The 234-nt window shown below is 64.5% G+C and carries 1 protein-coding gene; it reads left to right on the top strand.

The features are described 5' to 3' along the window. A partial coding sequence (locus tag ACFZPT_RS27070) for an FUSC family membrane protein (RefSeq protein WP_379559187.1) occupies positions 1-234 on the top strand: 234 nt, incomplete at both ends.

The following is a 234-nucleotide window of genomic DNA, read 5'->3' on the forward strand; positions in this document are numbered from 1 at the left end:
AAGGCCGCCTCAATGCCCTGGCGGTGACGCTGGTGTGTTTCAGCATCGCCGCGCTGTCGGTGGAACTGATGTTCCCCTACCCCTGGCTGTTTGCGATTGCCCTGGCGCTGGCGAGTTTCTGCCTGACCATGCTCGGCGCCCTAGGCGAGCGCTACGGAGCGATTGCCTCGGCGACGCTGATTCTGTCGGTCTACACCATGATCGGTGTGGATCAGCGCGGAGGGGCGGTGTCGG

The sequence above is a fragment of the Pseudomonas sp. MD330_10 genome, from assembly GCF_042610415.1.
Classification (GTDB): Bacteria; Pseudomonadota; Gammaproteobacteria; order Pseudomonadales; family Pseudomonadaceae; genus Aquipseudomonas; species Aquipseudomonas rhodesiae.